Genomic DNA, 26,733 nt, shown 5'->3' with positions numbered 1-26,733 from the left:
GGAAGCCCCGCACTACGAGGGAGGTGCGGGGCTTCCTGCTTGGTTATGCGCGCGAGGTCGGCGGCTCGGCGGTGAGTTCGTCGGTCAGGTTCAGGACGTCGTCGAGGCGGGTCCTCAGGCGCTCGACGAGGAGGATGAGCCCGGCCGCGTCCAGTTGGGACAGGTCGGCCGCGCGGGCGGATTCGAAGTCACGTCGGGCGAACTCGATGCGGGTTCGCTGGGAGTCGGTGAGGGGCCCCACGTGGGGGTGGGGCTTCTCATCGGTCACGGGGTGCCACCTGGTGCGCGCGATGGAGTTGAAGGGACGCGTGGGGTTTTTCATCGTTGGCCGGGGCGTTGCTATTAGGTCGCGCCCACGCGGCGAAGCCGCATCTTGATACAGCCCCGCGCCCCTTAAGGGCGTTGCCGCTCGCGGCCCCAAACAGCCAACGGTTGCAGCGCCACGTTGAGGCGTGTGCCGTCCTCCGTCAGTGAGTACTCGACGCGGGGCGGCACCTCGTCGTAGGAGACGCGGTGTACTACGCCGTCCGCTTCCATCTCGCGCAGGTGGGAGGCCAGGACCTTCTCGGTGATCCCGGGGAGCAGGCGGCGCAGTTCGCCGAAGCGGCGGTGGGGGTGTTCGTGGAGGGCCCAGAGGATCAGGACCTTCCACTTGCCGCCGATGACCTCCATCACGGTGTCGATGCCGCAGACGTGTCCGTCTGGTGTGCCCGGCCGGTTCAGCGTCGTCATGCCCCACCCCTCTGACGTGCTTGCTCACCCCAGAGTAACCACCCACTCCGAAGTGCGTACTTGATCACCTTCGGGGCTGCGACCAGCCTGATCGGCATGACACAGAATACTGCTGAGAAGACCCCCGTCACGCTGCTGGGCCTCGGGGCGATGGGCACCGCACTGGCCCGAGCCTGGATGGCCGCCGGGCACCCGCTCACCGTCTGGAACCGCACCCCGGCCCGCGCGGCGGCGCTCGGCGCCGGGGGCGCGCGGGTCGCCGACACCGCCGCCGAGGCGGTCGCGGCGAACATGCTGGTCGTCGTCTGCCTGTTGGACGACGCCTCGGTCGAGGAGGTGCTGGGCGGCACCGATCTGGCCGGCCGGGACCTGGTCAACCTGACCACCAGCACTCCGGCCCAGGCCCGCGCCCGCGCCGAGTGGGCCCGCGAGCGCGGCGCCCGCTACCTGGACGGCGGGATCATGGCAGTCCCGCCCATGATCGGCGTCCCGGAAGCGGGCGGCTACGTCTTCTACAGCGGCTCGCGGGAACTGTTCGAGCAGCACCAGGAGGCTCTGGGCGTCCCGGTCGGCACCCACTACGTGGGCACGGACGCGGGCTTCGCGGCCCTGCACGACGTGGCCCTGCTGAGCGCCATGTACGGGATGTTCGCCGGGGCCGCGCATGCCTTCGCGCTGATCCGCAAGGAGGACATCGACCCCGCGTCGCTCGCCCCGCTGCTCGCGGACTGGCTCGTCGCGATGGCGCCGGCCGTGCACACGACCGCCGATCAGCTGAAGAGCGGCGACTACACCAAGGGTGTCGTCTCGAATCTGGCCATGCAGGTGGCCGGCACGCCCACGTTCCTGAGCACGGCCGAGCAGCAGGGCGTCAGCCCTGAACTGCTCAGCCCCTACTTCGAGTTGATGCGCCGCCGCCTGGCCGAAGGCAGCGGTGAGGAGGATCTGACGGGCGTGATCGACCTGCTGGTGCAGTGACGGCATCGCCGTCCAAGCCGCCGGCGGCGCCACCCGCGACGACCTCCAGCAGGTGGCCGACATGTGCCCTGCGGAGCCGGCCACCTGCCTGAAGGCCCTGACGCGTCCGTGAACCGCCTTGCACCTAAGCGACCGTGAGCACGATCTTGCCCTGGATATGCCCTCGGGCGGCGCGCTCGTGCGCGGCTCGGGCATCCGCGAGCGGAAACGTGCTGTCGATCGCGACGCGGACCGTGCCCGCGTCGAGCAGGCGTCCCAGTTCAGCGAGTTGCGCGCCGCTGGAGCGGACCTGCGCGATCGAGACCGTGACGCCCAGCTTCGCGGTCTCTTCTTCGTCGAATTCGCCGGGGAACACCGGGAAGAGGGCCCCGCCGCGCTTGAGCGTGCGCAGAAGGCGGCTGCTGTGGGGGCCGCCGACGGTGTCGAGAACGAGGTCGACGTCGTGCACGAGTTCCTCGGGACGGTTCTTGGTGTAGTCGACGAGCTGATCGGCGCCGAGCTCGTTCAGGAACCATTCGTGCGCGCCCGATGCCACCGCGATGACCCGTGCACCCTTCCATTTCGCCAGCTGTAGCGCGAAGTGCCCCACGCCGCCCGCGGCGCCGTTGATGAGCACCGTCGTGCCGGCGTCGAGTGCCGTCGGGCGATGCCGCGCCTCCTGGAAGGGCGAGGGGTGATCGTGTCCGACCTCGATCAGGAACTGCCACGCCGTCAGCCCGGCCATGGGCGCCCCGGCGGCGTGCACGTGGTCGATACCGGCCGGCTTGCGTGCGAGGTCCGACGCGGGCGCGGCCACGTACTCGGCGTATACGCGGCCGTCGAAGCTGGGAAAACGCAGAAGACCGAAGACTTCATCACCTACGGCGAGGCCGTCCGCGTCCGCGGCGACGGCCTCGACGACACCCGACACGTCCGTCCCCGGAATCACCGGCAGACTGACCGTCGACTCCGTCTCCCCGGGCATCCTGGTCAGCCCGCCGCGCAGGTACCAGTCCGGAGGATTGACGCCGGCCGCGTGCACGCGAACGAGCACCTCGCCCGGCCCCGGCTCGGGGATCGGCACCTCGTCGTAGCGCAGAACGTCAGGGCCGCCGTGCTCATGGAGCCGGACCGCCCTCATCGTGTGTGTCGGCATCGTCTTCTCCTGCCCGCACAGCGGGATAGGCTTATTCGGATCAGCGATCCACATAAGTGGACCACTGATCCGAATATATGGACCACTGATCCGGATAGTCAAGAGGGGCAGATGCGGGCCGACGCCAGGAAGAACCGCGACCACCTGCTCGCAGTCGCGGGCACCGCCATCACCGAGCAAGGCGTCGATGTGTCACTGCGCGACATCGCGCGCAGGGCCGATGTCGGGCTCGCGACGCTGCTGCGGCACTTCCCGACGCGCGAGGCGCTGCTCGAGGCCCTGCTCCACACGAGCTTCGACGAACTGACGGCAAGGGCAGGCGAGTTCGAGACGTCGCGCTCGCCCGAAGACGCTCTCGTTTCGTGGCTGCGCGACTGCGTCGCGTGGACCACCGAGTACCGGGGCGTGACGGTACTGATGGCAGCCGCCATCGATGACCCCGAATCCGCACTCCACGCCTCGTGCGTCACCCTGCGCGCAGCCGGTGCGCGGCTCCTCACCCGTGCCCAGGCCGCCGGCACAGCGCGGAGCGATATCGATGGCACCGACTTGTTCGCGCTGGTAGCGGCGCTCGCCTGGCTCGGTGATCAACCCTCGCTCGCGCCACGCGCCGATCGCCTCTTCGACGTGGTCGCGAGCGCGATCCTGGCAAGCGCAGGCAGCAGCGAAGCCGAGGCGGGACGCCGCGCCCGTAACTGAAATCGCCGCGCGGCAGCGCCCTCAAAGAGGCGCGGGGAACTGCGTGACCAGGCCCCACCGGCCCGCAGCGTACGAGATCGACGCCGAGGTGTGGGAGCCGATCGTGCAGGAGCTGCGCGGCAGCTGACCGACCGGGCGCGGTGATGCGCCCGCACGCCGGAAGCGCACCCTTCACTCCGGCACACGCCCAGTGCGCCCTGATCCACAGTGCCCCCGCGCGCCTCTCCGCCACCGCGATCGCTCGCCCTAGGCTGTTCGATCAGTCGCCGGCGGAAGGACCTGGTGCGCATGTCGGAGTCATCGGTGATCGCCGGATTCGGTGCGGCACTGCCGGCGATCGCCTGCCGTCAGGAGGACGTCGTCGACCTGCTGCGGGCAAGCAGCCCGAACCAGCGGGTCGCGGCACGGATCGCCGCGCACTCCGGCGTCGCGCGGCGTCACCTGGCGGTGAGCCCGCTGCTGGAGGACATCAGCGACTGGTCCACGGCCGCGCGCATGCGCCGCTATCTGCAGGAAGCGCTGCCGCTGGGCAAGGATGCCGTCGCCTCGGCCCTGGACGCCACCGGGGTGGACCCGGCCGACGTGGGCCTGCTGTGCGTGGCGTCCTCGACCGGCTACGCGGCGCCCGGCCTGGACACCCGGGTCTCCCGCGACGTGGGGATGTCACCGCACGTGGAACGGCTCCTCGTGGGCCACATGGGCTGCTTCGCGGCGCTGCCCGCGCTGGCCGCCTGCGCCAACTACGTACGCCTCCATCGGCGCCCGGCCGTGCTGCTCAACGCCGAACTGTCGTCGCTGCACCTCCAGCCACCCCCGTGGGACGGCGACCAGGTCGTCGTGCACGTCCTGTTCGGCGACGCGGTCACCGCCACCGTCGTCCAGCCGGACGCACCGGCCGGGGACGGCGCCGGTCTGCGGATCGTGGACGTGCTGGCGCACACGGACACCGAGCACGAGGACCACATGCTGTGGACCGTGGGCGATCACGGTTTCCGGATGGGCCTGTCGCCGGAGGTGCCCGACGTCCTCGAACGCCTGGTGCCGGACGCGGTCGGCGGGCTGCTGGCGCGCCACTCGCTGAGCCTCGCCGACGTCCGCTGGTGGGCGGTGCACCCGGGCGGGCGGCGCATCATCGACGCCGTGGAAAGCAGCCTCGGCCTCACCTCCGACGCGGTCGCCGCCTCCCGGTCCGTCCTGCGCGAGTACGGCAACTGCGCCTCCGCCGGCCTGCCCCTGGTGATACGGGAACTGCAGATCCACACACCTCTGGCCAACGGGCAGTACGGCCTGGCCATGGCCTTCGGCCCCGGGCTGACCTTCTACGCCGCCCTGCTCCGCGGCGCCTGACCCCGCCGCCTTCACCTCCACATCCACCTTCCCGAAAGGTCTCGCTGACGATGCCCTCCGACGCTGACGTGCGCCTGCTCCTCGACCGTATGGCCATCGGCGACCTTCTGGTGGCCTTCGCAAGTCGCCTCGACGAGAAGGACTTCGAGGGCTACGCGGCCCTGTTCACCGAGAAGGGGACCCTGGAACTGCCCGGGGTCGTGCACCAGGGGCGCGCTGGACTCGCCGATCTGGTGGCCAGGGACCTCGGCCGCTACCACCGCACCCACCACATCAGCACGAACCATCAGATCACCGTGGACGATGACGAGGCGGCCTCCCGCTCGTACCTCCAGGCCGTCCACCTGCCTCAAGAGGCCGATCCCACCCACTGGTGGTCGGTCGGCGGCTGGTACGACAACACCTACCTCCGCGAGGGCGGCCAGTGGCGCATCAGCGGTGTGCGGGTGACCCCGGTGTGGCTGGGCGGCACGGCCTTTCCCCCACCGCCGCCCACCGACCCCGCATGAGGGGCCCGGCTCAGCCGAGCAGGTCCAGCACGGTCGTCATCGACCTGTTCTGCAGCAGATAGTCCTCCACCAGGTCCACGAGGGCGACATGGGCACGGAAACCCCGCCGGTTGGCCCGGACGTTCTCGGCACTGCCCGCGTCGAGGTCGCCATGGGACCAGTTGGCCTGGTCGATGATGTGCCGGACCATCCCGTTGGGGACGGTCAGGCTCTGATGCGAAACCCAGGGTGCCGGTGACCGGCCGTGGGCAGGGACAGCTCCCAGGGGGTGACGCATGGCAACCATCCGGACGCGAGCGCGCGAGGGGGGTGGCCCCGTGGTGATCCGCTGGGGTGGCCTCGGAAATCCGGGGCGGACCACGCGAAGGAGACAACGGCATGTTCGGACAGTCGAAGGCGTTCAGCGGCTTCTCGGTCGACGACCTCGGCAGGGCCCGCCACTTCTACGGCGAGACGCTCGGCCTCCAGGTGGAGGAGAGCGGGGAAGGCGACATGAGGATGCTCACGATCAAGCTGGGCAGCGGCGCCAGTGTCTTTGTCTACCCCAAGGACAACCACACACCCGCGAGCTTCACGATCCTGAACTTCCCCGTGGACGACATCGAGGCGGCCGTCGACGGGCTGGCGCAGCGCGGCGTGAGCATGGAGCGCTACCCGGAGTTCGGGTCCGACGCCAAGGGCATCGTCCGGGGCCCCGAGGGCGGTCCGACGGCGATCGCCTGGTTCAAGGATCCGGCGGGCAACGTCCTGTCCGTGATTCAGGAGAACTGAGCAATCCGCCCGCGTCTGAAGAACCTGCGGTGAGGCCTGCGACCCCTTGACCCCCAGTTGGGAGTCGGCGTGTTCATACGGCGTTCGCGTTCCTCTCGGCGGCCTCGACGACGTTGGCGAGCAGCATGGCGCGGGTCATGGGGCCCACGCCCCCGGGCATCGGTGCGAGCCATCCGGCGACCCCGGCGGCCTCCGGGTGCACGTCGCCGACGAGTCCGCGGTCGGTGCGGGTGATGCCTACGTCCAGGACGGCCGCGCCGGGGCGCAGCATGTCCTTGGTGATCAGGCCGGGCGAGCCGGCGGCCGCGATGACGATGTCCGCCTCGCGCACATGCCAGGCCAGGCCCTTGGTTCCGGTGTGGCAGAGGGTGACGGTGGCGTTCTCGCTACGGCGGGTCAGCAAAAGCCCCATCGGCCGTCCCACCGTGATGCCCCGTCCGATCACGCACACCCGGGCGCCGGCGAGCGGGACGTCGTACCGGCGCAGCAGTTCGACGATGCCGCGCGGGGTGCAGGGCAGCGGGGCCTCGACGCCGAGGACGAGCCGGCCGAGGTTGACGGGGTGCAGACCGTCGGCATCCTTGGCCGGGTCCATGCGTTCCAGTACGGCGCCCGCGTCCAGGTGTCCCGGGAGCGGAAGTTGGACGATGTAGCCGGTGCAGTCCGGGTCGGCGTTGAGTTCGTCGATGACGTCCTCGACCTGCCGCTGGGAAGCGTCGGCGGGCAGGTCCCGGCGGATGGACGCGATGCCCGCCTGCGCGCAGTCGCGGTGCTTGCCGGCGACGTAGGCGCGGCTGCCCGGATCGTCGCCGACCAGGACGGTGCCGAGGCCCGGCGGGCGGCCACCGCCGGTGGTCAACTTGGCCACTCGATCGGTGAGTTCACGGCGGATCCGGGCAGCGGTCGCCTTGCCGTCGAGGAGTTGTGCGGTCACTGGTGGTACCCCTCGGCTAGCCACGGAGACGGGACATGGTCGGGTCGAACAGCGGCTCCTCCGCGACGACCGCCTCGACCCGCTGGTCGAAGTAGCCGATGTGCACCGTGGTGCCGGGAGCGGTGAGTTCCGTGGGCAGCCAGGCGTAGGCGATGCCCTTGCCGATCGTGTAGCCGTAGGCGGCGCTGGTGACGTAGCCGACGGAGCGGTCGCCGTCGTAAACCGGCTCCTTGCCCATGACGACCGCCCGCGGGTCGTCGATGGTGAGGCAGGTCAGCTTGCGTCGTACGTCGGCCTTACGGCGTTCAAGGGCCGCCTTCCCGATGAAGTCGTCCTTGTCGAGCTTGACGGCGAAGCCGACGCCGGCCTCGTAGGGGTCGTGCTCGTAGGTCATGTCGGTGCCGAAGGAGCGGTAGCCCTTCTCCAGGCGGAGGCTGTTGAAGGCGCCGCGGCCGGCGATGACGCCGCCGAGGGGCTGGGCGGCGGCCCAGAGGGTGTCCCAGAGCTTTTGGCCCAGGTCGGCGGTGGTGTAGATCTCCCAGCCGAGTTCGCCGACGTACGACAGCCGCATCGCCGTCACCGGGACGCTGCCGATGTGGGCGCGCTTGGCGCGGAAGTACTTCAGGCCGTCGTTCGTGAAGTCCTCGTTGGTGAGGGGCTGGAGGACCTTGCGGGCCATCGGGCCCCACAGGCCGATGCAGCAGGTGCCCGGCGTGATGTCGCGGGCCTGGACCGTGCCGTCGGCGGGGAGGTGGCGGGTGAACCAGTCGAGGTCGAGGTTGCCGTTGGCGCCGACCTGGAAGAGGTCGCGGGCGAGGCGGGCGACGGTGATGTCGCTGCGGATGCCGCCGTCGTGGTCGAGGAGCAGGGTGTACGTCACCGAGCCGACGGACTTGGCGACCTTGCCGGTGCACAGGCGCTCCAGGAAGGCGGCGGCGCCGGGGCCGCTGACTTCGAGGCGTTTGAGTGCCGTCATGTCGTACATCGCGACGGTCTCGCGCGTGGCCTGGGCCTCGGCCCCGACGATGGGCGACCAGTACTGTGCGGCCCAGTCGTTCGGGGTGGGTATGGAACGGCCTTCCACCAGGCCCGCGTTGGCCTCGTACCACTGCGGGCGTTCCCAGCCGTTCGCCTCCAGGAAGAACGCGCCGTGCTCCTGCTGGCGGGCGTGGAAGGGGCTGGTGCGGATCGGGCGGGGCTTCCCGGACGGCTGGAGGGGGTGGAGGATGTCGTAGACCTCGACGAAGTTCTGGCAGTCGCGGGCCAGGACGTACTCCGGGGTGAGCTGGTGCGGCTCGAAGCGGTTGACGTCGCACTCGTGCAGGTCGAAGGACGAGCAGTGGCCGTCGACCAGCCATTCGGCCATGGCCCGGCCGACGCCCGCGGAGTGGGTGACCCAGACGGCCTCGGCGACCCAGAAGCCCTTGACGTCCGGGGACTCGCCGAGCAGCGGGAAGTTGTCGGTGGTGAAGGAGAACAGGCCGTTGATGCCTTCCTCGACCTTGGCCTCCTTCGTCGCGGGGAGCAGGGACTGGGTCTCGGTCCAGGCGTCCGCGAAGTCCTCCTCGGTGAACTTCAGGACCGAGGGCATCTGGTCGGCCTCGTCGACGGAGAGGATGTCGTCGGCGGTGATCGGCATCGGGCGGTGGCCGTAGTAGCCGATGCCGATGGCGTCGAAGCGGTCGCGGTAGTAGAGGTCGGCGTCCTGGTGGCGCAGGATCGGGCGGACCGCCTCCTCGGCCTGGCCGGCGAGGGCCGGTACCGGGCCGGTCCAGGCGAGCTGGTGGGCGAGCGGGGTGAGCGGGAGGTTCATGCCCACCATGCGGGCGATCTTCGGGCCCCAGATGCCGGCGCAGCACACGACGATGTCGGCTTCCAGATCGCCCTGGTCGGTGCGGACGCCCGTCACCTTGCCGTCGGCCCGCAGGACGTCGAGGACCTCGTGGCGGGCCAGGAAGCGGACGCCGCGCTCGGTGGCCCGGCGGATCTGGGCCTCGACGGCGAGGACGGCTTTCGCGAGGCCGTCCGTGGGCACCAGGAGGCCGCCGAGGACCCTCTCCGGGTTGACCAGGGGGTGCTGCTCGACGCACTCCTCGGGGGTCAGCAGCCGGGACTCGACGCCCCAGGCGGTGATCCAGCCGTGGCGGCGGCGCAGTTCCGTGAGGCGCTCGGGGGTGGTCGCCACTTCGAGACCGCCGACCTGAAGGAAGCAGGGCTTGCCGCCGACGTCGAGGGAGCAGAACTTCTCGACCGTGTAGCGGGCCAGTTCGGTCATGGTCTTGGAGGAGTTCGTCTGGAAGACCAGGCCCGGGGCGTGCGAGGACGATCCCCCGGTGGCGGGCAGCGGGCCCTGGTCGACCACGGTCACCTCGGTCCAGCCTCGTGCGGAGATCTCGTCAGCGAGGGCCGCTCCCACGACGCCCGCTCCGATGATCACCACTCGGGGTCCCGCCATCGCCGCACCTCCGAAATTCAAAACCGTTGAGTTGCTTTCTGCGCAACGTGCTTCAGGTTGCGCAACTCAATGTGCCCGCCTCGGGGAGGGGTGTCAAGAGCTCAGCACGCAGGGACGTTTAGCTCGATCGTGTGATGGTCGGCTTACGGGCTTACGGGCTTGCGGCACTGGGCGGCGAACGAGTTAGCGTGGCAGCGCGATCTGGGACGCCGAGTGCGGCGCCAGCGTGCGGGGCCTCTGCTCCACCAGAGAGATGATTCAGGGCCTCTCCGTCGCCTCTGGCCGCATTCACATGGCCAGGTCGTGAGGGACTCCGCCCTCTCGGCTCGGACCACGGACACGATCCGTGTCTCCGCCCGGGATGCGAAAGCGGATGACCAGTGGGCCCAAAACCGTTCGGGGCGTGCCGGTGCGCGGACTCACTTCCGCCCAGGGCCCGTATTTCAATAACTGTCAGCGACGGGTTTCCGCGGGGGTTGTTCGGGCGTGTAGTTGTTCCCATGTGCGGGCGGGCGATCCGGGTATTGGTGTGACGAGGATCCAGTGCAGGTCCAGGATTCGTTTTGCGTCCTGGTACTGGATGGACAAGTTGGTGCGGTTGACGCCCAGTAGTTGCGCCAGGAACGTCATGGTCACCGCTCTGCGGCGGCGGAGGATGGCTGCCAGGAGCCGGTGGGTGTGGTCCACGCTGCTGGTCTGTGGGTGGCGGTAGCTGCGCGGGCGGTGGAAGCGTCGCTGGAATGCCGCCTCGGCCAAGGCGTCCCAGAAAGGCTCCGAGACCGCCACCAGATGCTCGAAGGCGGTTCGTGACATGCCGGTCAGCGCCGGATCGGTGAGCATCGCGGTCAGGGCCGGGTCGATCCGGTGTGTCGTTGCCGGCGCGTCTGGCGCTCGCGCTGGAACGGGAGACAGCGTGTAGTTCCAGTCACCGTGGAAGGCGTTGGGTGTGATCGGAAGGGCGTGGAACTCGGCGGGTGTGACGCTGATGCCGAGGTCGTAGCTGCCTGTGTCCAGTTCGGCCCCGATGGTCAGGCCGGTCCTGGTGGTTGTGGCGGCGATGGTCTCGAGGACGACCTGGTAGCTGGTCAGCGGCCGCCCCCGCCAGTTCACGGTGATGTGACAGAACATCCGGTGCTCTATCTTGTTCCACTTCGAAGTCCCCGGCGGTAGGTGACAGACCGTGATCTCCAGGCCACTCTCTCGTGCGAAGGCGGCAAGGTTGCTTTTCCAGGTCCAGCGGCGGGGGTCGTTGGAGCCGCCGGAGTCGGCGGTGATCAGGAGCCTGCCGGCATTCGGGTGGTCCGCCCGTCCGCGGTGCTGCCACCAGCGTCGGATGGACTCCACCGCGAACTGGGCGGTGTCGTGGTCGGTGCCGACGTTGACCCATCCGCTGTTGTTGGCAATGTCGTAAATCCCGTAGGGGATCGCCATGGGCTGCTCGTTGGTGGTGAACGTGTGGCAGTCCACCTTGATCGCGTTCTTGCCCGGCCGCCAGGTGCGACCCGGCCGGTCCCGGTTGCCGAGCCATTCCTTGGCCTTGGTGTCCACGCTGATCACCGGCTGGGCATCGTTGAGGAACGCGGCGGCGGTGGCATTGAGGTGGGTGAACTGGGCATCGCGGTCCGGATGGCTGATGCCCTCTGTTGTCGTCGCGGTTCCCTGCAGGCTGTAGCCCAGGGTGTGCAGCAGGTGTCCGACGGTTGAAGCGCTGACCGGGTGGCCCTGTGCGGCGAGGGTCGAGGCCAGGGCCCGTAACGACAACGTGGTCCACCGCAACGGGGAGACGGGGACGGGGTCACCTCGGGTGTGCGGCTCGATCAGCGACTCCAGCGCGGGCCACAGACCAGGGTCGGTGTCTGTCACCCGCTTGCGGCCCGCACCTGGAACCCGGACCCGCAAGGTCGGCGAGGGGCAACCGGCCAACTCAGCCATACCTCGCGCGATGGTTGCAGTGCTGGTGCCTGAGGCAGCGGCGACCCGGACGATCCCGCCGCGGCCCAGGGCCGTCGCCTCACTGGCCAGGTACAACCGACGGCGGCGCTCATCGAAGTGCGGCAGGATCTGATCAAACTTGACCCGCAGAGCACGAGCGGCAACGCGGCCTGACAGACACGAAGTCATATCTCAGACTCCCACCAACACCCCTCTGCCGAGTACCTATTGAAATACGGGCGCCCTGGGCTGGGTTGACAACTGTCAGATCGGGGGTGCGACGCGAGGTCGCACGCTGTGAGTGGTTACGCATGGAGGAGGTCGGCATGACGCCGAGGACGTAACCCGGGCCAGTGTCCAAGGCCCGTCCCCTCCCCGACGTGCGTCGCTGGTAACGGCGGGGTGCGAAGCTCGGGGAAGAAGCCCAAGGGCTCCCGTTCCATCCGGGGGTCACAGGCAAGGGGAAGACCGGACGGGTGAAGCCCACTGAACCCTCAACGATGCTCCGTGATGGCAAGCCTCGCAGATGGGAGGCATGAGCGGGGTGCAGGGCTGGCCGCTGAGAAGCGGCGTCGACTGGCAGGTCCAGGAGGAGTCAGTACGGCGACCGCGGCAGAGAATCTTCACGGCATCGCAGGCAGGGGACCTCAAAAGGGTCCGCAACTTACAGAAACTGATGCTCCGCTCTCTGTCCAGCACGCTGGTCAGCGCGCGACGGGTGACGGAGATCAACACAGGACGCAAGACGGCCGGGATCGACGGTCAGGTCGTCCTGACCGCCTCGGGCAAAGCGGAACTGGCCCTTCGGGTTCAGCACCGGATCAGCCCGGACAGAGCCCGGCCCGTCAAGCGGGTGTATATCCCCAAGCCAGGCGGCAGGAGACGCCCGCTCGGCATTCCCGTGATCCTGGACCGGGTCGAGCAAGCCCGCGTCTCCCAGGCACTGGAACCGCAGTGGGAAGCGCGGTTCGAGCCGAAGTCGTACGGCTTCCGGCCCGGCCGCAGCTGTCAGGACGCCATCGCGGCGATCTACTGGACGGCCAAGGGCAACAAGGCCCGCCGCCGGTGGGTACTGGACGCGGATCTGGCAGCGGCGTTCGACCGAATCGACCACGACCACCTGCTTCAGCAGCTCGGCACATTCCCCGCGCGGGAACGGATCGGGCAGTGGCTGCGAGCAGGTGTGGTCGAGGAAGGCCGGTTCACGCCAACCGAGGAGGGAGCTCCTCAAGGCGGCGTGATCAGCCCTGTGCTCCTGAACATCGCCCTGCATGGGATGGAGACGGCTGCGGGAGTCCAGTACCGGCAGACCGGACGCCGTGCCGGTGACACCATGCCGGGCTCCCCGCTGCTGGTGAGATACGCCGACGATCTCGTCGCCCTGTGCCATTCACGGGAACAGGCCGAACAGGTCAAGGCCCGGCTTGCCGAGTGGCTGAGGCCAAGGGGACTGGTCTTCAACGAGGACAAGACGCGCGTCGTCCACCTCGAAGAAGGCTGCGACTTTCTCGGCTTCACCATCCGCCGCTATCACGGCAAGCTGCTGATCAAGCCCAGCCGTGAGGCCGTCAGACGGATCCGGAACAGGCTGCGCGCCGAGGTGCGGTCCCTGCACGGGGCCAACGCTGCCGCGGTGCTGCAACGACTCAACCGATCATCCGGGGCTGGTCGGCCTACTACCGGAGCGTGGTCGCCGGCGAGGTCTTCACCGCGCTGGACGACTACATGTGGAAGCTCACCTACAAGTGGGCGACCCGCGCGCACCCGAACAAGCCCATGCACTGGGTCACCACCCGGTACTACGGCACGTTCAACAAGTCCCGGCAGGACCAGTGGGTGTTCGGTGACCGCGACAGCGGCGCCTACCTCCTGAAATACGCCTGGACGAAGATCGTCCGACACCAGATGGTCCACGGCTCGGCGTCCCCGGACGACCCTGCCCTGGCGGCCTACTGGGCCGAACGGCGCCGCACCAGCCCACCACCGCCGATCAACCGTGCCACCCTGCGCCTGCTCCAGGCGCAGAACGGGCAGTCTCTGATCTGCCGGGGACCGCTGCTGCACGCCGACGCTCCGCCGTCCAGCCCCACCGAGTGGGACCAATGGCTGCGAGGCACCCGACAGGCGATCACCACCAGGAAAATCACCTATCGCGGGATCGAAACGTCGGACGGGGTGCAACTCCGCCTCATCCACTCGTCCTGCACTGCACGCCTGTGAGCCTCTCGGGCTTGCTTGAACCGAGCTGCGGGGAAAGCCCGCACGGCCGGTTCTGAGGAGGGACCGCCGCAGCAATGCGGCGGTCCTACCCGACTGGCCGGGTACAACTAGCCGACGCAGTGTTCGCCCTTCCAGGGCCAGTTGAAGCTTCCAGGCTTGACCAGGGCGACGTTCCAGTAGGGAAGAGCCGCGCAGGAGTCGATCCACAGCTGGGTCGCCGGGAATTTCCCGGCGGTCTTGCTGTTGAACAGCAGTGGCCCACCGGAGTACCTATAAATCTTGACGTTGTGGTCGGACGCGAGCGTGATGTAGGCCTTGGGCTGAGCCGACGTCACGTGATTCGGTCCGAACTCAGCCTTTAGAACACCTTTGTAGTAGATGAGCGCGTTGGCATACTTGCCCATGCAAAGCTTTGCGACAGCCCCGCGCTGCCCCTTAGTGGACACGATGCACTTCCCGACGGTCAGCTTCTGACCGATGTTCAAGTGGTACTGCCCAGCTGCAGCGTCAGCCTGAGTGGCTGGCGTGAAGATGGATGCCCCAAGCAGCATCCCGGCAATCAGAACGCTCCGCGTGTATTTGCGAATCCCCATGTCTCCCCGTTTCCGAATGAATTTGGGTTTGGTCGTAACCGTGTGTCATTCCGGACGAGATCTTACCGGGGAGATGCCTTCACCGCGGGCCTCGGAAATCATTTTTGCCGCAGCTTGAACCATTTTACCGGCAGCCATGCTCCAGGTGAGGGTTTCATGTTGGAATTCGGGAGGAATCGCGGGGCGAAATAGGTTGTTCTCCGGCAGTTCACGCAACACACCCACGGAGCCTTGGCCGGAGAACAACCACATCAGCGGCGGACGCCGGCGCTACTTGAGCCAGGCGTCGACCTTGTCCTTGTTGGCCTCGACCCACTTCTTGGCCGCCGCCTCGTCCGTCATCTTGTCCTGCGCGATGTACTTGGCGACCTCGTTCTGGTCGTCGTTCGTCCAGTTGAAGTTCTTCACCAGGTTGTAGGCGGGGCTGCCGGACTTGGCGAACTTCGCGCTGACGATCTTGTTGAGCTTGTACACGGGATAGTCGCAGGCGACCTTCGCCGCGTCGGCGTCACAGCCGTCCTTGTACGGGGGCAGGCTGACCTTCTTCAGCGGGACCTCGGACAGGAACCACTGCGGCTCGTAGAAGTAGCCGATCAACCACTGCTTGTTCTTCTCGGCGGTGCGGAAGGCCTGGATCAGCGCCGTCTCACTGCCCGCGTACACCACCTTGAAGTCCAGCTTCAGGTTCTTCACCAGCGCCTCGTCGTGGGTGACGTACGACGGGTCGCCGTCGAGGAGCTGGCCCTTGCCGCCCGACTCGGACGTCTTGAACTTCGACGCGTACTTGTTGAGGTTCTTGTAGTCGAGGATGTCGGGGTGCGCCTTGGCCAGCCACGGCGGCACGTACCAGCCGATGAGGCCTTCGTTGCCGGTCGGGCCGGCGTCCACGGCGGTCTTCTGCTGGTCGATGTACTTCTTCACCAGGTCGGGGTGGCCCCAGTTCTCCAGGACCGCGTCGACCTCGCCGGAGCCGAAGCCCTGCCAGGCGATCTCTTCCTTGAGGTTCTTCTTGTTGACCGTACAGCCGAGGTTGTGCTGGGCGACGTACGCGACGACCGCCGCGTCCGCCTCGTAGCCCACCCACGGGTTGACGGCCAGATTGAAGGTGCCGCACTTGCCCGAGCTTCCCGAGCCCGCGGAGGAGCTGTCTCCGACCTTCGCCCCGCCGCACGCGGTGAGGGTGAGGCCGAGGACGGCCAGGCCGGCCGCGCCGGCTCGCCAGTGTCTTGCCATGGTGTCGTGCTCCTTAAGCGGTGGCGCGGCGCGCCGCGGCCTGAGTGATCCGGTCGAACATGACTCCGAGAAGGACGATGGCCAGACCCGCGGCAAGCCCCTTCCCGTACAGCTCCCCCCGTGAGAATCCGGCCACGACGTCGTAGCCGAGGGCGCCCGCACCTACCAGGCCGCCCACAACAACCATCGACAGCACGTAGATCAGGCCCTGGTTGGTCGCAAGCGTCAGGGCACTGCGTGACATCGGCAGTTGAACCTTGGTGATGATCTGCCAGGTGTTGCACCCGGCGGAGGTCGCCGCCTCCACGGTGGTCTCGGGCACCGCCCGGATCCCGTCCGCGATGATCTTCATGGCGACCGGGGCCCCGTAGACGATCGCGGCGACGATGGCCGTGAAGCGGGTGGGGCCGAACAGCGCGAGGAACGGCACGAGGTAGACGAAGGGCGGCATGACCTGTGCCGCGTCCAGGGAGGGCCTCAGCAGCCGGTCCACGAGCGCGCTGCGCCCCATCCACACCCCGAGGACGACGCCGAGCAGCATCACCAGCACCGTCGCCACGGCGGTGGACGCCAGCGTCGTCATGGCGTCCGACCAGACACCGGTACCGACCAGCAGGCCCACGCACACGACGGTGGTCGCGCCGGCACGCCACCCGCCGAGCACCGCCCCGGCCGCGACGAGGACGGCACCGACGAGCCACCACGGGGATTCGGTCAGCAGGGTCTGGAACGGATTGAGCAGACCGTTGGTGAGGGCGTCGCGGAAGGCGTTGGTCAGGCCCGACAGATTGTCCTGCGCCCAGGTGGTCACATCGTCCGCCGTCCTGGCGATGCCGCTGCCGATGCCGCCCGCGCCGGGGAACTCGGCCGCCCATATATATGTGTGCGACAGATACACCAGCACCGCCGCCACCACCGCGCCTGCCGCGAGCAGTTGCCGCCGCCACTTGAGGAAGGGACTGTCCGAGCCCCGGGCAGTCTCCGCCCGGCCGCTGGCCGCGGTGGTGACCCGGTCCAGCACGATGGCCATGACGACGATGGCCAGACCGGCGTTGAAGGCCGTGCCGACGTCCAGCGACTGGAGGGCCTGGATGACGGTCGCGCCAAGGCCGGGCGCGTTGATCAGGGCCGCGATGGTCACCATGGCCAGGGCGGCCATGATGGTCTGGTTGATGCCCATCACCACGGTCCGCTTGGACATCGGCAGCAGGACCTTCAGCAGAGCCTGCCGCCGCGTCGCGCCCATCGAGTCCGCCGCCTCGATCGTGGTCTGTGGCACGGAGCGGATGGCGTGCGCCGTGATACGGATCGCCGGTGGTGCCGCGTAGATCGTGGTGGCGATCGTGGCGGAGGCGGGACCGATCTGGAAGAACAGGGTCAGCGGCGCCAGATAGACGAAGGTCGGCATCGTCTGCATGAAGTCCAGGAACGGCGTCACGATCCGGTTGAACCGGTCCGACAACCCGGCCCACACGCCCAGGGGAATGGCGAACAGCAGCGCCACGAAGACCGCGGAGAGGGTCAGCGCCAGGGTGTCCATGCTCTCCTGCCAGAGCCCTTGCAGGCCGAGGAAGGTGAAGCCGGCCACGGCCAGCAGTGCGACCCGCCAGTTGCCCATGGCCCAGGAGACGTAGCCGGCGATGCCGACGACACCGAGCCAGCCGATCTGCGGAACCGGGCGGCCCGCGGTCGGCTGCGAGATCAGATCCTGCACGAAGGTCACCAGGGAGTCGATGACCAGGCGGATCTCGTTGAAGAAGTAGAGGAAGAGCGGGTTGGAGTTGCGGTTGGCTCCGATCGAGTCGTTGACGTCGTTGAACCACCGGTGCAGATCGGTCAAGTCGGCCGCGGCCAGGGACAGGGTCTGCTTGCCGCGCAGCACGGCGAAGAGCACCAGCCAGACCAGCAGGATCCCGGCCACCACCACGCCGCGGTTGACCGTGCGCACGCGCCGGGCGGGAGCGGGCGTCTCCGCGGTCCCGGTCGTCTCCGGTTTCTCCATCACGACGGTCATCACGCGTCGCCTTCCTGCCCGGCGACCACCGCGAGGATCTCCTCGTCTCCGACGATGCCGAGCAGCTTGCCGTCCTCCACCACCTTGACCGGCTTGTCGGCCGCGAGCACCGCCCTCGTGGCCTCCTTCACCACGACGTCCGGGCCGAGTTCGGGACCGTCCAGGGGGTCGTCGGGCTCCGCCGGGCGCATGATCCACCGCAGGGTCAGTACGTCACCGCGGGGCACGTCCCTGACGAAGTCGCGTACGTAGTCGTCGGCGGGGGCCCCGACCAGTTCGTCGCCGGTGCCGCACTGGACCATCCTGCCGTCGCGCATGATGAGGATGCGGTCGCCCAGCCGCAGCGCCTCCGACAGATCGTGGGTGATGAACACCATGGTCTTGCCGACCTCGTGATGCAGCCGGACGACCTCGTTCTGCATGTCACGGCGGATCAGCGGGTCGAGCGCGGAGAACGGCTCGTCGAAGAGGAGTACGTCCGGATCGCCGGCCAGCGCGCGGGCGAGACCCACGCGTTGCTGCATACCGCCGGAGAGCTGGTCGGGGTAGGAGCTCTCGTACCCGGAGAGCCCGACGAGTTCGACGACCTCCAACGCCCGTCTGGTGCGCTCGGCCCGGCTCATGCCGCGGATCTCCAGCCCGAACGCCACGTTCTCGACGACCCGGCGGTGCGGCAGCAGCCCGAAGTGCTGGAACACCATGGAGAACTTGCTGCGGCGCAGTTCGCGCAGGCGCCCCGCGTCCGCGTCGCGGATGTCCTCGCCCTCGAAGACGATCTCACCGGTGGTGGGTTCGATCAGCCGGGTCAGACATCGCACCAGCGTGGACTTGCCGGAGCCGGACAGGCCCATGACGACGAAGACCTCGCCGGGCGCGACCTCGAAGTTGACGTCGCGTACGGCGGCGGTGCATCCGGCGCGGTCCATGAGCTCGCGTCGGGTGAGCCCGCGCAGCTCCTCGGAGGCCGGTACCTGGTCCGCCTTCGGCCCGAACACCTTCCACAGATTGCGCACGGATATGACCGGAGTGCCATCCGAGTCCTGGGGGGTGCCGCGCCGCTGCGGCACCTCGGTCTGTGTTGGGGTCACGATCGACCTCTCTTCGGCGTTCAGCCGCTGAACCAGTGCTGCGGCCGGGGTTGGATGTTCTGCCAGATGTGCTTGGGCTCTCGGTACTCGTCCAGGCCGGTCGGTCCCAGCTCCCGGCCCACGCCCGAGTGCCCGAAGCCACCCCATTCCGCTTGCGGCACATAGGGGTGGTAGTCGTTGATCCACACCGTGCCGTGGCGCAGCCGCCGGGCGACCCGCTGGGCCTTCCCGCCGTCCTGCGTCCACACGGCCCCGGCGAGTCCGTACTCGGTGTCGTTGGCGATACGTACGGCGTCGTCCTCGTCCGTGAAGCGCTCCACGGTGAGCACGGGCCCGAAGGACTCCTCGTGCACCACGCGCATGTCCTGCCGGCACTCGTCGAGGACGGTCGGCGGGTAGTAGTGGCCGTCGGCCAGGGCCGGGTCGTCGGGCCGTTCGCCGCCGCAGCGCAGGACGGCACCCTCGGCGATCCCCGCGGCGACGTACGCCTCGACCTTCGCCAGGTGCTGGGCGGAGATCAGCGCACCGGTCTCGGCCTCGGTGTCGAAGGGCCCGCCCAGGCGGATCTGCCGGGCCCGGCGGACGACCTCGTCGACGAAGCGGTCGTGCAGTGAGTCCTCGACGATCAGCCGGGCGCCGGCCGAGCAGACCTGCCCGGAGTGCAGGAAAACGGCCGTGAGCGCGAAGTCCACAGCCGTCTCGAAGTCGGCGTCGGCGAAGACCACGTTGGGGTTCTTGCCGCCGAGCTCCAGCGCCACCTTTTTCACGCTCGCCGCGGCTGTGGCCATGATCCGCTTTCCGGTCTCCAGGCCGCCGGTGAAGGAGACCAGGTCGACGGCGGGGTCCTCGCAGAGCGGTGCGCCCACCTCGGGCCCGGTGCCCAGGACGAGGTTGGCGGCGCCGGCCGGGATCCCGGCCTCCTCCAGGGCCCTCATCAGCAGGATCGAGGTGGAGGGGGTGAGCTCGCTCGGCTTGAGGACGATCGTGTTGCCGGCAAGGAGGGCCGGGGCGACCTTCCAACTGGCCTGCAACAGCGGATAGTTCCAGGGGGTGATCAGCCCGCACACCCCGACGGGCTCGTAGACGACGCGGCTGACGGCGTCGTCCCGTCCGGTGTCGATCACCCGGCCGGCATCGGTGCCGCCGAGCCCTCCGTAGTAACGGAAGCAGGAGACGACGTCGGCGATGTCGTACTCGCTCTCCACCAGCCGCTTGCCGGTGTCCAGCGACTCGGCGCGGGCGAACTCCTTCGCGTCGCGCTCCATGATGTCGGCGGTCCGCAGCAGCAGCGCGCCACGCTCGCGCTCGGGGGTGCGCGGCCAGGGCCCCTCGTCGAAGGCGCGGCGAGCCGCGGCGATCGCCGCCTCGGCGTCCGGACGCGTCCCTTCCGCGACGGTCGCCGAGAGCGTGCCGTCAGCGGGGCAGCGGATCTCGCGGAGGCCTCCGGCCACCGGATCCCGCCATGAACCGTCCACATACAGATGTGCCACGCGCCAAGCCCTTCAGCTGAAATGCGTTGCGCATTGTGCATCCAATTGCTTGTGGTGGAACACCTTGGCGAATGTGCAGACATACGTCAAGGGTTTGAAGGATGACGATTCCGCACGGGCCCATCGGCCCCTTCGCTCTTGACCGAGACGCCTGTGCGGCTGAACTATGTTGCGTATCGCTCACCATGTTGTGCAATACGCACCGACGGAGGCCGACGTGTCCCCCAAGTCCCCTCGATCACAGCCTGGCCGTGAGTACGTCCTCACCCTCTCCTGTCCCGACAGCGTGGGACTCGTCCACGCCGTGAGCGGCTTCCTCGTCCGGAACTCCGGCAACATCCTCGAAAGCCAGCAATTCGATGATCGACTCCAGGGCCGCTTCTTCATGAGGGTCCACTTCGACGTTTCCGACCCAAACGCCGATCTGGAAACTCTGCGTTACCGATTCGGTCCGGTGGCGGAGGCCCACCGGTTCTCCTGGACCCTGTGGGACGCCTCGACGCCGACCCGTACGCTCATCATGGTGTCCAGGTTCGGCCACTGCCTCAACGACCTGCTCTTCCGCCAACGCACGGGCTCCCTCAACATCGAGATCCCCGCGATCGTCTCCAACCACCCCGACTTCGAGTCGCTGGCGGAGACCTATGGCATCCCCTTCCACCACGTCCCGGTCACCAAGGACACCAAGGGCGAGGCCGAGGCGCGGCTGCTGGAGCTGGTGCGCGAGCTGGACATCGACCTGGTGGTGCTGGCCCGCTATATGCAGGTCCTCTCCGACGACCTGTGCAAGCAGCTCGAAGGCCGGGCCATCAACATCCACCACTCCTTCCTCCCCAGCTTCAAGGGCGCGCGCCCCTACGAGCAGGCCTACGACCGCGGGGTGAAGCTCGTCGGCGCGACCGCGCACTACGTCACGCCCGAGCTCGACGAGGGGCAGATCATCGAGCAGGACGTGGTCAGGGTGGACCACTCGCTCGACCCCGGGGAGCTGGTCACGGTCGGACGGGACGTCGAGGCGCAGGTCCTCGCGCACGCGGTGAAGTGGCACAGCGAGAGCCGCGTGATGGTGGACGGCAACCGCACGGTGGTCTTCCGCTGAGCCGTACACGACCGAGGGGCGGGACCGGATTCCGGCCCCGCCTCTGTCGTATACGACAGTCGAAGGCCTACCCGGCCTGCTTCTCGGCGTCGCGGAGTCGGTAGTACGCGGCCTTGGAGGCAGGCAGCGGCTCCTTGCCGAGGATCAGGTCGGCGGCCTTCTCGGCGATCATCATCACCGGGGCGTAGATGTTGCCGTTGGTGACGTACGGCATCACCGACGCGTCGACGACACGCAGGCCCTCGACACCGTGCACGCGCATGCTCTCCGGGTCGACGACAGCCATCTCGTCAGCGGAGGTGCCCATCTTGCAGGTGCAGGACGGGTGCAGAGCCGTCTCCCCCTCCTTGGCGACCCAGTTGAGGATCTCCTCGTCCGAATCCACCTTGGGCCCGGGCGAGATCTCCCCGTCGTTGTACGGGGCCATCGCGGGCTGGTTGAGCAGCTTGCGGGCGACGCGGATCGCCTCGACCCACTCACGCCGGTCCTGCTCGGTGGAGAGGTAGTTGAAGCGCAACGCCGGGTGCTCGCGCGGGTCCTTGCTCTTGATCTTCACCGAGCCGATCGCGTCGGAGTACATGGGGCCCACGTGCACCTGGTAGCCGTGACCGCCGGCCGGCGAGGAGCCGTCGTAGCGGACCGCGATGGGCAGGAAGTGGAACATCAGGTTGGGGTAGTCCACATCCTCGTTGCTGCGGGCGAAGCCGCCTGCCTCGAAGTGGTTGGTCGCGGCGGGGCCCTTGCGGAAGAGCCACTGCAGCCCGATGAAGGGGGCACGCCACTTCGCCATGTACGGCTGCATGGAGACCGGCTGCTTGCAGGCGTACTGGATGTAGACCTCCAGGTGGTCCTGCATGTTCTCGCCGACGCCCGGCAGGTCGTGGACGACGTCGATGCCGAGGGCGGTCAGCTCCTGCGCGTTGCCTACGCCGGAGAGCTGAAGCAGCTGCGGGGAGTTGATCGCGCCGCCGCACAGGATGACTTCCTTGGCGCGGACCTGCTGGAGGGCACCCTTGCCGCGCTGGTATTCGACACCGACTGCGCGCTTGCCCTCGAACAGGACGCGCGTGACGAGGGCGCGCGTCCTGACGGTGAGATTGGGCCGCTTCCTGGCGGGCTTGAGGTACGCCTTCGAGGCCGACAGCCGGCGTCCGCGGTGGACGTTGCGGTCGAACTTGGCGAAGCCTTCCTGCCGGTAGCCGTTGACGTCGTCCGTGGGCGCGTAGCCCGCCTCCTCGGTGGCCTTGAGGAAGGCGCCGAACAACGGGTTGGTCGCGGGGCCGCGTTCCAGGACGAGGGGGCCGTCATGACCTCGGAACTCGTCGTCCCGATCGGCCGCCAGGCAGTTCTCCATCCGCCGGAAGTACGGCAGACAGTGCGCGTAGTTCCAGCTCTCCATGCCCGGATCGGCCGCCCAGCGCTCGTAGTCCATGGGGTTGCCACGCTGGAAGATCATGCCGTTGATGCTGCTGGAGCCGCCCAGCACCTTGCCGCGTGCGTGGTACACGCGCCGGCCGCCCATGTGGGGCTCGGGCTCGGACTCGTACTTCCAGTCGTAGAAGCGGCTGCCGATCGGATAGGTCAGCGCCGCGGGCATGTGGATGAAGACGTCCCACGGGTAGTCGGAGCGGCCGGCCTCCAGAACCAGTACCCGGTTCGCCGGATCCGCGGAGAGTCTGTTCGCCAGTGCACTGCCGGCCGATCCGCCGCCGACGATGACGAAGTCGTATTGCAGGGGAGCCATGATGCCTCGTCTCGCTCGCGCCGTAGCTACGCGACGCATGCTAGTACCAGTAGCGCCATACGCACCAGGTTGCGAAACACGCAACTTACGGATCCTGGGTTTCGGCTCCGTTGCTTGCAACGCTGTTGTTTACTACGCGTATAGTTTTACTGTGAGCAACCACAGCCAAGACACCGAAACGTCAAGTTCGCAGGCCGGCGGAGTGCAGTCGGTCGACCGCGCCATCAGCGTCCTGGAGATCCTGGCCCAGCGTGGCGAGGCAGGGGTCAGCGAGGTGGCGGCCGAGATCGATGTACACAAGTCCACCGCGTTCCGATTGCTCGGCGCCCTGGAGGCGCGCGGCCTGGTGGAACAGGCGGGCGAGCGCGGCAAGTACCGCCTCGGATTCGGCATCGTACGTCTGGCCGGTGCGGTCACGGGACGCATCGACATCACCCAGCAGGGCCGCCCGGTCTGCGAGCGGCTCGCCGAGGAGCTCGGCGAAACCGTCAACATCGCCGTGCTGCAGGAGAACTACGCCGTCAACCTCTACGAGGTGCGTGGCCCGGGAGCCGTCAGCGCGTACAACTGGGTCGGCCAGCTGACCCCGTTGCACGCGACCTCCAGCGGCAAGATCCTGCTGGCCCACCTGCCCGCCAAGGAGCGCGCCGCACTGCTCGCCGGGGCCGGCCTGAACAAGGTGACCCCGCGCACCATCTCCGCGAAGACGAAGCTCGAGAAGAACCTCGCGGAGGCCCGCGAGCGCGGCTACGCCTTGGCCATGGAAGAACTGGAAGTCGGCCTGCACGCCATGGCCGCGCCGGTCCGCGACCGGAACGGCCAGGTCATCGCGGCGCTCAGCGCCTCCGGACCCTCGTACCGCTTCACCGAGGAGCGCATGCACGAAGTCTCCCCGGTGCTGCGCAAGGGCGCAGAGGAGATCAGCCACCGGATGGGCCACCTGGGCTGACCGACCCCGGCCACTGCCCGCCGGCGCCCAGACGCTCCTGCACCCAGTCGTGGAAGGCGCCGATGTGGTGCTCGCTGGGCACCAGCACACCGCCCTTGGCGTACATGCGAGAGCTCATTCCGGGCTGTGTGCGCTCGCAGGCGTCGAAGTCCTGGCGGTTGACCCGGTCGAAGAGTTCCACGGACCGGCTGACGTCCTTGCCGCTCTCGACGACGTGCGGGAGGTAGAGCCAGTCGCACTCGACGATCGTGCGGTCGACGGCCACCGGATACATCCGGTGGAAGATCACATGGTCGGGGACGAGGTTGATGAACACCTGCGGCCTGACCGTGATCGCATAGTAGCGGCGGTCCTGGTCGTCGGCGACCCCGGGGATGCGGTCCAGACCCTCGGAGCCGTCCACGGTGAAGCCCTGGACGTCCTCGCCGAACTCCGCGCCGTGACCCACGTAGAACTGGGCGGCGTAACCGTCCGCGAACTCCGGCAGCACCTCCGTCAGTTCGGGGTGGATGGTCGCGCAGTGGTAGCACTCCATGAAGTTCTCGATGATGAGCTTCCAGTTCGCCCGCACGTCGTAGACGATCCGCTTGCCGACGGAGAGGTTCTCGATGTCGTAGCGCTCTATCGACTCGACGTCGCCGAGGCGGGCGACGACGTCACCGATGACGTCCTCGTCGAAGTCGGGCGGGTTCTCCGCCAGGCAGACCCAGACATAGCCGAGCCATTCGCGGACGGCCACGCTCACCAGGCCGTACTCGGCGCGGCCGACGTCGGGCATCCTGGTGAGGTTGGGCGCGGCGACGAGCTTGCCGTCCAGTCCGTACGTCCAGGCGTGGTAGGGGCATTGGAAGGCCCGCTTGACCTCGCCGGCCTCCTCGGTGCAGAGCTTGGCGCCCCGGTGCCGGCAGACGTTGAAGTACGCACGGATGCTGTTGTCCCTGGCGCGGGTGACGAGGATGCTCTCGCGGCCCACGTCGACGGTGCGGAAGGCGCCCGGCTTGGCCAGATCGGAGGCGCGGGCCGCGCAGAACCACATCGTCTCGAATATGCGCTCCTGCTCCTGGGCGAAGATCGCCGGATCCGTGTAGGAGGAGCCGGGGAGGGTGGCGATCAGGCTGTCCGGCAGGCTGGTCGAGGTCACGGTGCACTCCTCGGGATACGTCGGGGAGGGGTCATCAGCGCGCCGGGAAGAGCGACTCCGGACGGCGTTGTGTATGGAGCAACGCTGCGTGCCATATGCAACCGCAGCATGGGATGCCGTATCGGCGGTGTCAAGACGTGGCGGCGAGCTGCTTGCGCCAGCGCATGAACAGCCGTGGCTGGTTCATGCCGAGCACAGCCACCGGCACTCCGGCCCGCCGGTAGACGGCCAGGACGTTGCGGTCGTCCACGGCGCCTTCCTCGACGGTCACGCTGTCGGCGCCGGCCGCGTGACCGGCGAACTGGATCTTCACGCCGTACTGGTCCGACCAGAAGTACGGCGGCCTGGGCACGCCCGGTTCCAGCGCACCGCCCGCCAGCAGTGCGGCGACGGCCGCGTCGGGGCGTTCACGCGCACCGGTCCAGTGCTCGACCCGGCGGTGAGCGCCCAGGCGGGGGTCGTACCAGTTGGCGCAGTCGCCGACCGCGACCACCCCGGCCAGGCTGGTGCGGCCGTCGGCGCCGCACTTGACGCCGTTGTCGAGCTCGACGCCGGAGCCTTCCAGCCACTCGACGCACGGCCGTGCGCCCACACCGACCACGACGATGTCGGCGGGGACGCTGCGCCCGTCCTCCAGCAGGACGGCATCCACCCGGCGCTCGCCGCTCAGCCCCTTGACGCCCACGCCGCACAAGAGCCGTACACCGTGGTCCGCGTGGAGAGCGGAGACGATTGCGCCCATGGTCTCGCCGAGCGGTCCGGCGAGCGGTGTCGGGGCCGCCTCGACGACCGTCACGTCGAGCCCGAGGGTGTAGGCGGTGGAGGCGACTTCGGCACCGACGAATCCGCCGCCGATCACCACCAGCCGTCCGCCGCCCGCCAGTTCCTCGCGTAGCGCGCGGGCGTCGTCCAAGGTTCGCAGGACGTGCACTCCGGCCAGGCCCTCGGAGCCGGGCAGGGTGCGCGCGGCGGCGCCGGTCGCGACGACGATGCCGTCGGCGCGGATCTCCCGCCCGCCGGCGAGCCGGACGGCACGCTCGGTGCGGTCGAGTCCGGTGGCGCGGACGCCGAGCAGCCACTCAGCCCCCAGGTCCTCGTCGTCCATCTCCAGCACGAGTTCCGCTTCGCCGACAGTGCCGGCCAGGAACTCCTTGGACAGCGGCGGCCTGTCGTACGGGCGGTGGGGTTCGTCTCCGATGACGACCAGCCGCCCGCCGTAGCCCTGCTTCCGCAGCGAGCGCGCCGCCGAAAGGCCGGCCAGCGAGGCGCCCACCACGGCCACCGTCCTCACGTGACGGATCCGGCGAGCTTGCGCACGACGCAGTGCGGCAGGTTGGGGGCGGTCGTGGACAGCTGCACGTAGACCATGCCGTTGTCGACGACGACCTCGTGGGTCCGGACGGGGAGCTTGGCCGGCGGGGCGTCGACCTCACCGGTCTTCAGGTTGAACTTCGAGGCATGCAGGGGGCATTCCACCCAGCAGTCCTCCACCCAGCCGTCGGCGAGCGAGGCGTCCTGGTGGGTGCACGTGTCGTCGATGGCGAAGAGCTCGCCGTCCTCGGTGTGGAACACCGTGACGGGCGGGTCGATCTCGAGCCGGAAAGCCTCTCCTCGCGGGAGATCCGCCAGAGGGCACGCGGGAATCATCATGACCACCTCGGTGCGTATAG

General features: G+C 68.5%; 25 protein-coding genes and 2 pseudogenes. 9 read left to right on the top strand and 18 right to left on the bottom strand.

Annotated elements, in window-relative coordinates; all coding sequences use genetic code 11:
• Window positions 1-43: 43 nt before the first annotated feature.
• Both QQY66_RS44630 and QQY66_RS44625 read right to left on the bottom strand, forming a co-directional pair.
• The gene (locus QQY66_RS44630; protein WP_301986180.1) at window positions 44-268 is read right to left on the bottom strand and encodes a hypothetical protein; all 225 of its coding nucleotides are present in this window, start codon (window positions 266-268) and stop codon (window positions 44-46) included.
• A 125-nt stretch (window positions 269-393) separates the two neighbouring features.
• A complete protein-coding gene (locus QQY66_RS44625; protein WP_301986179.1) occupies window positions 394-732 on the bottom strand; it encodes a helix-turn-helix domain-containing protein in 339 nt (112 codons plus the stop codon).
• 96 nt (window positions 733-828) lie between these two features.
• Here QQY66_RS44625 and QQY66_RS44620 point away from each other — a divergent pair, with 96 nt between their 5' ends.
• Complete coding sequence (locus tag QQY66_RS44620; protein ID WP_301986178.1) at window positions 829-1,710, top strand: NAD(P)-dependent oxidoreductase; 882 nt, start codon at window positions 829-831, stop codon at window positions 1,708-1,710.
• 124 nt (window positions 1,711-1,834) lie between these two features.
• Here the strand turns inward: QQY66_RS44620 and QQY66_RS44615 are convergent, their stop codons facing one another.
• Window positions 1,835-2,845, bottom strand: a complete 1,011-nt coding sequence (locus QQY66_RS44615) for an NADP-dependent oxidoreductase (protein ID WP_301986177.1) — start codon at window positions 2,843-2,845, stop codon at window positions 1,835-1,837.
• Window positions 2,846-2,956: 111 nt separating this feature from the next.
• Here QQY66_RS44615 and QQY66_RS44610 point away from each other — a divergent pair, with 111 nt between their 5' ends.
• From QQY66_RS44610 to QQY66_RS44600, 3 genes are all read left to right on the top strand, one after another.
• Window positions 2,957-3,544, top strand: a complete 588-nt coding sequence (locus tag QQY66_RS44610) for a TetR/AcrR family transcriptional regulator (protein ID WP_301986176.1) — start codon at window positions 2,957-2,959, stop codon at window positions 3,542-3,544.
• Between the two features lie 288 nt (window positions 3,545-3,832).
• A complete protein-coding gene (locus QQY66_RS44605; RefSeq protein ID WP_301986175.1) occupies window positions 3,833-4,891 on the top strand; it encodes a type III polyketide synthase in 1,059 nt (352 codons plus the stop codon).
• Window positions 4,892-4,941: 50 nt separating this feature from the next.
• Window positions 4,942-5,400 carry a nuclear transport factor 2 family protein gene (locus QQY66_RS44600; protein ID WP_301986174.1) on the top strand — a complete coding sequence of 153 codons (459 nt, stop codon included), beginning with the start codon at window positions 4,942-4,944 and terminating at the stop codon, window positions 5,398-5,400.
• A 10-nt stretch (window positions 5,401-5,410) separates the two neighbouring features.
• Here the strand turns inward: QQY66_RS44600 and QQY66_RS44595 are convergent, their stop codons facing one another.
• Window positions 5,411-5,590 (bottom strand): hypothetical protein, encoded by a 180-nt coding sequence (locus tag QQY66_RS44595; RefSeq protein WP_301986173.1) that lies wholly within the window; start codon window positions 5,588-5,590, stop codon window positions 5,411-5,413.
• Window positions 5,591-5,778: 188 nt separating this feature from the next.
• Between QQY66_RS44595 and QQY66_RS44590 the strand changes: the two genes are divergently transcribed.
• The gene (locus QQY66_RS44590; protein ID WP_301986172.1) at window positions 5,779-6,171 is read left to right on the top strand and encodes a VOC family protein; all 393 of its coding nucleotides are present in this window, start codon (window positions 5,779-5,781) and stop codon (window positions 6,169-6,171) included.
• A 73-nt stretch (window positions 6,172-6,244) separates the two neighbouring features.
• On the opposite strand, the gene QQY66_RS44585 is transcribed toward QQY66_RS44590, so the two are convergent.
• The 3 genes and pseudogenes from QQY66_RS44585 to QQY66_RS44575 all read right to left on the bottom strand — a co-directional run.
• The gene (locus QQY66_RS44585; protein WP_301986170.1) at window positions 6,245-7,105 is read right to left on the bottom strand and encodes a bifunctional methylenetetrahydrofolate dehydrogenase/methenyltetrahydrofolate cyclohydrolase; all 861 of its coding nucleotides are present in this window, start codon (window positions 7,103-7,105) and stop codon (window positions 6,245-6,247) included.
• A 16-nt stretch (window positions 7,106-7,121) separates the two neighbouring features.
• Entirely contained in the window at window positions 7,122-9,560 is a 2,439-nt protein-coding gene (locus QQY66_RS44580) for an FAD-dependent oxidoreductase (protein WP_301986169.1), read from the bottom strand.
• A gap of 433 nt (window positions 9,561-9,993) precedes the next feature.
• Window positions 9,994-11,681 (bottom strand): annotated as a pseudogene (locus tag QQY66_RS44575) (ISAzo13 family transposase); the annotation flags it as partial.
• A gap of 337 nt (window positions 11,682-12,018) precedes the next feature.
• Between QQY66_RS44575 and QQY66_RS50700 the strand changes: the two are divergent.
• Window positions 12,019-12,954, top strand: a pseudogene (locus tag QQY66_RS50700) (reverse transcriptase domain-containing protein); the annotation flags it as partial.
• Here the strand turns inward: QQY66_RS50700 and QQY66_RS50695 are convergent.
• Window positions 12,883-13,107 carry a hypothetical protein gene (locus tag QQY66_RS50695; protein WP_367667107.1) on the bottom strand — a complete coding sequence of 75 codons (225 nt, stop codon included), beginning with the start codon at window positions 13,105-13,107 and terminating at the stop codon, window positions 12,883-12,885. The pseudogene QQY66_RS50700 and the gene QQY66_RS50695 sit on opposite strands and share 72 nt — an antisense overlap.
• 71 nt (window positions 13,108-13,178) lie before the next feature.
• On the opposite strand from QQY66_RS50695, the gene QQY66_RS50690 reads away from it, so the two are divergent.
• Window positions 13,179-13,712 carry a group II intron maturase-specific domain-containing protein gene (locus tag QQY66_RS50690; RefSeq protein WP_367667046.1) on the top strand — a complete coding sequence of 178 codons (534 nt, stop codon included), beginning with the start codon at window positions 13,179-13,181 and terminating at the stop codon, window positions 13,710-13,712.
• Window positions 13,713-13,819: 107 nt separating this feature from the next.
• Here QQY66_RS50690 and QQY66_RS44565 read toward each other — a convergent pair whose 3' ends face one another.
• From QQY66_RS44565 to QQY66_RS44540, 6 genes are read right to left on the bottom strand one after another with little or no spacing between them, the layout of a single operon-like run.
• Entirely contained in the window at window positions 13,820-14,305 is a 486-nt protein-coding gene (locus QQY66_RS44565) for a hypothetical protein (RefSeq protein WP_301986168.1), read from the bottom strand.
• A 45-nt stretch (window positions 14,306-14,350) separates the two neighbouring features.
• Window positions 14,351-14,524 carry a hypothetical protein gene (locus QQY66_RS44560; protein ID WP_301986166.1) on the bottom strand — a complete coding sequence of 58 codons (174 nt, stop codon included), beginning with the start codon at window positions 14,522-14,524 and terminating at the stop codon, window positions 14,351-14,353.
• 51 nt (window positions 14,525-14,575) lie between these two features.
• The gene (locus QQY66_RS44555; protein ID WP_301986165.1) at window positions 14,576-15,538 is read right to left on the bottom strand and encodes an ABC transporter substrate-binding protein; all 963 of its coding nucleotides are present in this window, start codon (window positions 15,536-15,538) and stop codon (window positions 14,576-14,578) included.
• Window positions 15,539-15,551: 13 nt separating this feature from the next.
• Window positions 15,552-17,552 carry a proline/glycine betaine ABC transporter permease gene (locus QQY66_RS44550; RefSeq protein ID WP_301986164.1) on the bottom strand — a complete coding sequence of 667 codons (2,001 nt, stop codon included), beginning with the start codon at window positions 17,550-17,552 and terminating at the stop codon, window positions 15,552-15,554.
• Complete coding sequence (locus tag QQY66_RS44545) at window positions 17,552-18,640, bottom strand: glycine betaine/L-proline ABC transporter ATP-binding protein (protein ID WP_301986163.1); 1,089 nt, start codon at window positions 18,638-18,640, stop codon at window positions 17,552-17,554. The genes QQY66_RS44550 and QQY66_RS44545 overlap by 1 nt, the downstream gene beginning before the upstream one ends.
• A gap of 20 nt (window positions 18,641-18,660) precedes the next feature.
• Window positions 18,661-20,130 carry an aldehyde dehydrogenase family protein gene (locus tag QQY66_RS44540; protein ID WP_301986162.1) on the bottom strand — a complete coding sequence of 490 codons (1,470 nt, stop codon included), beginning with the start codon at window positions 20,128-20,130 and terminating at the stop codon, window positions 18,661-18,663.
• A 217-nt stretch (window positions 20,131-20,347) separates the two neighbouring features.
• Between QQY66_RS44540 and purU the strand changes: the two genes are divergently transcribed.
• Complete coding sequence (gene purU / locus QQY66_RS44535) at window positions 20,348-21,229, top strand: formyltetrahydrofolate deformylase (RefSeq protein WP_301986160.1); 882 nt, start codon at window positions 20,348-20,350, stop codon at window positions 21,227-21,229.
• A 67-nt stretch (window positions 21,230-21,296) separates the two neighbouring features.
• Here the strand turns inward: purU and betA are convergent, their stop codons facing one another.
• Complete coding sequence (gene betA / locus QQY66_RS44530) at window positions 21,297-22,973, bottom strand: choline dehydrogenase (protein WP_301986159.1); 1,677 nt, start codon at window positions 22,971-22,973, stop codon at window positions 21,297-21,299.
• A gap of 202 nt (window positions 22,974-23,175) precedes the next feature.
• Between betA and QQY66_RS44525 the strand changes: the two genes are divergently transcribed.
• On the top strand, window positions 23,176-23,922 hold the full coding sequence (locus QQY66_RS44525; RefSeq protein WP_301987703.1) for an IclR family transcriptional regulator: 747 nt from the start codon (window positions 23,176-23,178) through the stop codon (window positions 23,920-23,922).
• Here the strand turns inward: QQY66_RS44525 and QQY66_RS44520 are convergent.
• The 3 genes from QQY66_RS44520 to QQY66_RS44510 form a co-directional block, all read right to left on the bottom strand.
• On the bottom strand, window positions 23,894-25,063 hold the full coding sequence (locus QQY66_RS44520) for an aromatic ring-hydroxylating dioxygenase subunit alpha (protein WP_301986158.1): 1,170 nt from the start codon (window positions 25,061-25,063) through the stop codon (window positions 23,894-23,896). The two genes, QQY66_RS44525 and QQY66_RS44520, sit on opposite strands and share 29 nt — an antisense overlap.
• 130 nt (window positions 25,064-25,193) lie before the next feature.
• Complete coding sequence (locus QQY66_RS44515) at window positions 25,194-26,354, bottom strand: NAD(P)/FAD-dependent oxidoreductase (protein WP_301986157.1); 1,161 nt, start codon at window positions 26,352-26,354, stop codon at window positions 25,194-25,196.
• Complete coding sequence (locus QQY66_RS44510) at window positions 26,351-26,713, bottom strand: bifunctional 3-phenylpropionate/cinnamic acid dioxygenase ferredoxin subunit (RefSeq protein WP_301986156.1); 363 nt, start codon at window positions 26,711-26,713, stop codon at window positions 26,351-26,353. The genes QQY66_RS44515 and QQY66_RS44510 overlap by 4 nt, the downstream gene beginning before the upstream one ends.
• Window positions 26,714-26,733: the final 20 nt, after the last annotated feature.

The organism is Streptomyces sp. DG2A-72, from assembly GCF_030499575.1.
GTDB lineage: Bacteria > Actinomycetota > Actinomycetes > Streptomycetales > Streptomycetaceae > Streptomyces.
Note: the sequence above shows the minus strand (reverse complement) of the source record. Positions and strands in the feature narration are given on the sequence as shown.